Source organism: Intrasporangium sp. (genome assembly GCF_030452765.1).
Lineage (GTDB): Bacteria > Actinomycetota > Actinomycetes > Actinomycetales > Dermatophilaceae > Intrasporangium_A.
Window position 1 is genome coordinate 1 of record NZ_JAKDLO010000219.1, and the last position, 6,368, is coordinate 6,368.

General features: G+C 68.9%; 6 protein-coding genes. All 6 read left to right on the forward strand.

Annotated features, from left to right (window positions below; translation table 11 throughout):
• Nucleotides 1–1,016 (forward strand): helix-hairpin-helix domain-containing protein (locus tag L0H79_RS19690; protein ID WP_301486342.1); only part of this gene is annotated, 1,016 nt, incomplete at its 5' end.
• A 237-nt stretch (nt 1,017–1,253) separates the two neighbouring features.
• Nucleotides 1,254–2,012 (forward strand): ABC transporter ATP-binding protein, encoded by a 759-nt coding sequence (locus tag L0H79_RS19695; protein WP_301486343.1) that lies wholly within the window; start codon nt 1,254–1,256, stop codon nt 2,010–2,012.
• Nucleotides 2,005–2,757, forward strand: coding sequence for an ABC transporter ATP-binding protein (locus tag L0H79_RS19700; protein ID WP_301486344.1), 753 nt, complete (start codon nt 2,005–2,007; stop codon nt 2,755–2,757). The genes L0H79_RS19695 and L0H79_RS19700 overlap by 8 nt, the downstream gene beginning before the upstream one ends.
• A gap of 37 nt (nt 2,758–2,794) precedes the next feature.
• Nucleotides 2,795–4,051: an ABC transporter substrate-binding protein gene (locus tag L0H79_RS19705; protein WP_301486345.1), complete on the forward strand. Its 1,257-nt coding sequence runs from the start codon at nt 2,795–2,797 to the stop codon at nt 4,049–4,051.
• Nucleotides 4,052–4,129: 78 nt separating this feature from the next.
• The gene (locus L0H79_RS19710; protein ID WP_301486346.1) at nt 4,130–4,999 is read left to right on the forward strand and encodes a branched-chain amino acid ABC transporter permease; all 870 of its coding nucleotides are present in this window, start codon (nt 4,130–4,132) and stop codon (nt 4,997–4,999) included.
• Nucleotides 4,996–6,114: a branched-chain amino acid ABC transporter permease gene (locus tag L0H79_RS19715; protein ID WP_301486347.1), complete on the forward strand. Its 1,119-nt coding sequence runs from the start codon at nt 4,996–4,998 to the stop codon at nt 6,112–6,114. Before L0H79_RS19710 ends, L0H79_RS19715 begins: the two co-directional genes overlap by 4 nt.
• Nucleotides 6,115–6,368 lie beyond the last annotated feature (254 nt).

Below are 6,368 nucleotides of genomic sequence, written 5' to 3' on the forward strand. Positions count from 1 at the left end.
GCAAGGGCGTGCTGATCGGCGACACGGTCGTGCTGCGCAAGGCGGGCGACGTCATCCCCGAGATCGTCGGGCCGGTGGTCGACCTGCGCGACGGTACCGAGAGGGCCTTCGTCATGCCGACCGAGTGCCCGTCCTGCGGCACCCCACTCGCCCCCGAGAAGGAGGGCGACAAGGACATCCGCTGTCCGAACTCCCGGTCGTGCCCGAGCCAGCTTCGCGAGCGGCTCTTCGCCCTCGCCTCCCGGAGCGCCCTCGACATCGAGGCGCTCGGCTGGGAGGGCTCGCTCGCCCTGCTCGAGTCGGGGGTCATCACGGACGAGGGCGACCTGTTCCCGCCTCCCGTGGACAGCCCCCGGGCGGGGCAGTACGGCCTGACCCGCGAGCGCCTCACGGGCGTCGCGCTCTACACGCGCGCCGCGAAGAAGACCGACCCGCTGGAGTATGTCGCTCACGGCCGCGTCCTGTCGGCGAACGGTGAGCGCCTCCTGGCCGAGCTGGAGAAGGCGAAGTCGCAGCCGTTGTGGCGCGTCCTCGTCGCACTGTCGATCCGCCATGTCGGCCCCACCGCGGCACGGGCGCTCGCGAGCGAGTTCGGCTCCTTGGAGAAGCTTCGCAGAGCTCAACCTGAAGCGCTCCTGTCCGCCGAGGGTGTCGGTGGCGTCATCGCCGAGTCCGTTCGCGCCTGGTTCGAGGTGGACTGGCACAACGAGATCGTCGACAAGTGGGCCGCGGCGGACGTGCGGATGGCCGACGAGCGCGACGATTCGGTCCAGCGCACCCTGGCGGGCAAGACCCTCGTGGTGACCGGCTCGCTCGAGGGCTTCTCCCGCGACGAGACCAAGGAGGCCATCGTCAGCCGTGGTGGCAAGGCCGCCGGGTCGGTGTCGAAGAACACCGACTGGGTCGTGGCCGGCGCCGGCGCCGGGTCCAAGGCGGCCAAGGCCGAGCAGCTCGGTGTGCCGGTCCTCGACGAGATCCAGTTCGTCCGGCTGCTCGAGACCGGCTCGCCGGACTGACCCGCCTCGCGAGATCAGGCGCCGGGACGGGTCGGCTTCCGCAAGCGCAGTCCCATCTCGAGAGCGTCGATCGTGCCGTTCGAAGCGGCTGGGTCTGACGAGACCGAGGATGTGGCGTGGCGCCATACGTGGTCGTGAGGTGTGTGCGTGGAACCCGTGAATCTGGGCAATCGCGCTCCTAGGCTGTCCGAGGTCGACCGAACCCGGTCGCCGCCGACGACCGCACCAGGAGGTGCAGTGAGCGCGCCAACGGCCCTGCTCGAGACGCACGACCTGACCCGCGACTTCCGCGGCTTCACGGCCGTCTCGAAGGTCAACCTCGCCGTCGCCGCGGGCACCGTCCATGCGCTCGTCGGCCCGAACGGTGCCGGCAAGACGACCCTGTTCAACCTGCTGACCGGCTTCCTGCGTCCGAGCTCGGGCCAGATCCGCTTCGACGGCAGGGACATCACCGGCCTGCCACCGGAGCGGATCGCCCACCTCGGCATCGCCCGCTCGTTCCAGATCACGAGCCTGTTCGACCAGCTCTCGCTCCGAGAGCACCTCGAGCTCGCGCTCGCGAGCCCGACCGGGCTGACCACCCGCTTCTGGCAGTCGGTCAACCGGTTCGGTCGGTTCCGGGCCCGCTCCATGGACCTGCTCGAGCAGGTCGGCCTCGCCGACCGGGCCCAGGTCCCGGCGGGCGCGCTCGCCTACGGCCAGAAGAGGGCCCTCGAGCTCGCCATCGCGATGGCCCTCGACCCGAAGCTGCTCCTGCTCGACGAACCGACCGCAGGCATGGGCATCGAGGACGTCGACCGGACCATCGAGCTCGTCAAGAGCATCGCGATCGGGCGGACCGTCGTGTTCGTCGACCACAACATGCATGTCGTCGGCTCGCTGGCCGACCGGGTCACGGTCCTGCAGGCGGGGCAGATCCTTGCCGAGGGCCCCTACGAGGAGGTTCGCGTCGATCCGCGCGTCGTCACCGCCTACCTGGGGGAGTCCCATGCCTGAGCGCACCGAGGTCGTCACGTCGCAGCCCCGCGCCGGCGCCCCCCGACGGCCCCTGCTCGAGGTCGTCGGCCTGTCCGCCTGGTACGGCGAGGCTCAGGTCCTGTCGGACGTCAGCCTCGACGTGGGCAGCGGTGAGGTGGTCACGCTCGTCGGTCGCAACGGAGCCGGCAAGACGACCCTGCTCCGCTCCGTGATGGGGCTGCACAAGCAGACGCGGGGGTCGGTCACCTTCGAGGGCCTCGAGATCACCAGGCGGACCGCCGACGCGCGGGCCCGACTCGGCGTGGGCTGGGTGCCCGACGACCGGGGCATCTACGCGACCCTGTCGGTCGAGGAGAACCTGCTCCTGCCACCTGTCGTGCACGAGGAGGCCTGGCCGATCGAGCGGGTCTACGAGTCCTTCCCGGTGCTGCACGAACGCCGCGACTTCCCGGGCACGAAGCTGTCCGGTGGCGAGCAGCAGATGCTCGCCATGGCCCGCGTCCTGCGGATGGGCGCCCGCATGCTGCTGCTCGACGAGCCGAGCGAGGGCCTGGCCCCGGTCATCGTCCAGCGCATCGGCGAGATCATCCGCGAGATCAAGGGTCAGGGGGTTGGCGTGCTGCTCGTCGAGCAGAACGTCAAGTTCGCCGCCACGGTGGCGGACCGGCACTACCTGCTCGCGCAGGGCCGGGTCGTCGAACACCTCGACAACCGGCAGTTCCAGGACCGGGAGAGCGAGCTGCTCACCTATCTCGGCATGTGACGCCGGGGCCAACCATCAACACCCCCAGGGAGGGGACATGCGTAGCAGGACAATCACGGCGCCGCTCGCCATCGCGGCCGCGGCATCTCTCGCGCTCGCCGCATGCGGCGGCGGAGCGGGCGGCGGCCCACAGAGCGGCGGCGACAGCAAGCTGAGCGACGGCAAGGTCGTCATCGGCCTGCTCAACGACCAGTCGGGCGTCTACAAGGACCTGTCCGGTCCGAACTCCGCCGTCGCCATCCAGCTCGCGATCGACGACTACAAGGCCAAGTACGGCGACAAGGCCGTCGCCAAGGACATCGAGATCATCCAGGCCGACCACCAGAACAAGGCCGATGTCGCCAACTCCAAGGCCCAGGAGATGTACGACCGGCAGAAGGCCGACATCATCCTCGACGTGCCGAACTCCGCGGCCGGCCTGGCCGTCGCGACCCAGGCCAAGGCGAAGAAGCGGCTCTACATCAACGTCGGTGCCGGCACGACCGCGCTGACCGGCGATCAGTGCAACAAGTACACGTTCCACTGGGCCTACGACACGGCCATGCTCGCCAACGGCACCGCCGGCACGATCACCAAGGCGGGCGGCAAGAGGTGGAACATCGTCTACCCGGACTACGCGTTCGGGCAGGACATGAACAAGTCGTTCACCAAGGTCATCAAGGCCAACGGCGGCACGGTGGGCGAGTCGATCCCGACGCCGTTCCCGAACGACAACTTCGCGACGTTCATCACGAAGGCCGGTCAGGGCAACCCCGACGTCATCGGCACGATGAACGCCGGCGGTGACCTGATCAACTTCGTCAAGCAGTTCAACCAGAGCTCCGTCAAGGGCAAGGTCCAGCTCGCCGTCGGGCTGATGTTCATCACCGACATCCACTCGCTCGGCGCAGACCAGTTCGCCGGCACCCAGTTCACCGAGCCGTGGTACTGGAACTTCGACGACACGAACCGCAAGTGGGCCGACCGCTTCAAGGAGAAGACGAACACCCGTCCGTCGTTCGCGCACGCGGCGAACTACTCGGCGGCGCTGAACTACCTGAAGGCGATCCAGGAGGCGGGCACCGACGACGCCGATGCCGTCGTGTCCAAGCTCGAGGGCAAGAAGATCGACGACGTCTTCCTGCGCAACGGCGAGGTCCGCGCGGCCGACCACAACGTCACGCACGACGTCTACCTCGCCGAGGTCAAGTCACCCGACCAGGTGACCGAGGAGTGGGACCTCGAGAAGATCGTCAAGACGATCCCCGCAGCCGAGGCGTACGGCGACGCCAACCCCGCCTGCAAGATGGGCTGACCGACCGATCCGTGTGCTGTCCGCCCGGCGGCCCGTGGCCGGTCGGGCAGCGCACCATCACTCGATCGAACGGTGAACATGAGCGCATTCGTCCAGTACACCCTGCAGGGCCTGGCGGCCGGCGGCTTCTACGCCCTGTCCGCCCTCGGGCTCGCCGTCATCTTCGGCGTGCTCGGTGTCGTCAACTTCTCGCACGGCGCCTGCTACATGCTCGGTGCCGTCATCGCCGCTGTGCTGCTGGCCGAGGTCGGCATCCACTTCTGGGTTGCCCTGCTCGTCGTTCCCGTCATCATGTTCGGCGTCGGGGTGCTCATCGAGCGCCTGCTCGTCCGCTGGCTGCTCCAGCTCGACCCGCTCTACAACTTCCTGCTCACCTTCGGCCTCGCGCTCGTGCTCGTCGAGGCCGTCAAGCGCCGATACGGCGTCTCCGGGCTGCCGTACGAGGTGCCGGCCGGGCTGAGCGGCCAGATCACCGTCGCCGGCGTCGGCCTGCCCGCCTACCAGGTCTTCGCGTGTCTGTTCTCTGTCGCCATCTGCCTGCTGTCCTGGCTGCTGCTGGCCAAGACCCGCGTCGGCATGATCGTCCGCGCCTCGACCGAGGCCCCGGAGCGCACCCGGGCGCTGGGCATCAACGTCGGCCTCTGGGTCACTCCGGTCTTCGGCTTCGGCATAGCCCTCGCCGGGCTCGCCGGGGTCCTCGCGGCGCCGTTCCGGGCGATCACCGCGGAGATGGGCAGCAACTTCGTCATCGTCCTGTTCGCCGTGGTCGTCATCGGTGGCCTCGGCTCGATCCTCGGCGCCGTCGTCGCCGGCTTCCTCGTCGGTCTCGTCGAGGCCTACGGCGTCGCCTACGCGCCGGCCTACGCCCAGATCGCCATCTTCGTCCTGATGGCGATCGTCATCCTCGTCCGGCCCTCCGGGCTCTTCGGACGGGAGGAGACCGCATGAGCACCGACCGACGCGAGGACCCGACCGAGCGCCGGCGAGGCGGGTCCCACGCTCCGCGTGGGCGGCCCGCAGCGGCGGGAAGAGGCGCGACAGAAGGCATGAGCACCGAGTTGACCACCCCATCGAAGGAGCTCGACCTCGCGCAGGCCTCGGTCATCCCGCGGCGCGGCCCGTGGCGCGCTCTGCTGCTGCTCCTCGGCCTTCTCGTCGTCCTGCTGCTGCCGTGGTACATCTATCCCCCCGTCGCGATGGACATCATGTGCTGGGGCCTCTTCGCGATCAGCGTCGACCTGCTGCTCGGCTACACCGGCCTGTTGAGCTTCGGGCACGCGGCGTTCTGGGGTGGCTCGGCCTACTGCACCGGCATCATCGCGATCAAGTCCGGGCTGCCGTTCCCGATCGCGATCCTCGGCGGCGCCGTCTTCGCGATGCTCATCGCCGTCCCGATCGGCTACCTGTCGGTCCGTCGGACCGGTATCTACTTCGCGATGGTGACCCTTGCGTTCGCCCAGATGCTCTACTTCATCGCCAACCAGTGGCGCGGCCTGACCGGCGGCGAGAACGGCCTGCAGGGCATCCCGAAGAGCTTCTTCGGCGTGGAGGCCATCGAGACCGACTCGTTCTACTTCTACTATGTCGGTCTGCTCATCATCGTCGCCGGCATCTTCGTCGCCTGGCGGGTCGTCAACTCGCCGTTCGGGCGCGTCCTCACGGCCATCCGCGACAACCCCGCCCGGGCGCGTGCCCTCGGCTACGACGTCGAGAAGTACAAGATCATGGCGTTCGTCATCTCCGCCGGGCTCGCCGGGCTGGCCGGTGGTGTCTTCGCGATCAGCCATGGGTTCGCCTCGCTGCAGGAGCTCGTCTGGACGACGTCCGGCAAGGTCGTGCTCATCACCGTGCTCGGCGGGATCGGGACTCTGTGGGGCGGAATCGTCGGCGCCGGCATCGTCGTCACCCTGGAGGACTCGCTCGCCTCGTCCGGGTTCGACGGGATCGGCCTGATCACCGGCGCGATCTTCGTCGTCATCGTCCTGCTCTTCCGGCACGGGGTCTGGGGCACCGCCCGGAACCTGCTGCGCAGATGGGTCCTCGGGCGCCGCCGGCCTCGTTGAACCCAGGCTTGTCGGCACCTGGCGATGCGACGCACTCGTCCAGGCGATGACGGGTTCACCCTGTGCTCGGGATCCGGCCGCTCGCCCGACAGCGCTTCGCCGCGACGCCGAACGACCCCTATTCGCCTCCACGACGCTCGCTGAGCACCCAGGTGCTGACCTGCCGAAGATCGTGGTCGTCCGGCGGAACTGCGGGTATGCCGCGCGAGCCCATGGGCGCTCGAATGATCGGGCCGGAGCCAGGCCGGAGCCAG